Annotated in this window: 1 protein-coding gene; it reads right to left on the reverse strand. The window is 38.1% G+C overall.

The features are described 5' to 3' along the window. Positions 1 to 244: polysaccharide biosynthesis C-terminal domain-containing protein (locus tag NE619_RS18415; protein ID WP_256133913.1), on the reverse strand; the 244-nt coding region annotated here is incomplete at both ends.

The following is a 244-nucleotide window of genomic DNA, read 5'->3' on the forward strand; positions in this document are numbered from 1 at the left end:
GAAGCCCCATCGGAATGCCAAGTGAAAGAAGACGCCCGAAACTTTGAAAAGAAATCTTTCGATCTGATTTTGTCAAATGCAAAATAGGAAACTTTTTCACAATATAAATAAAACATAACAACGCAGAAATTGCCTGTGCAATGACCGTCGCATAGGCACATCCTTCCACACCCATTCCGAATACGACGATAAACACTACATCAAGAGCTACATTAATTACCGCAGATATAATAAGAAAATACAG

The sequence above is a fragment of the Anaerovorax odorimutans genome, from assembly GCF_024459955.1.
In the GTDB taxonomy this organism is placed as follows: domain Bacteria; phylum Bacillota; class Clostridia; order Peptostreptococcales; family Anaerovoracaceae; genus Hominibacterium; species Hominibacterium odorimutans_A.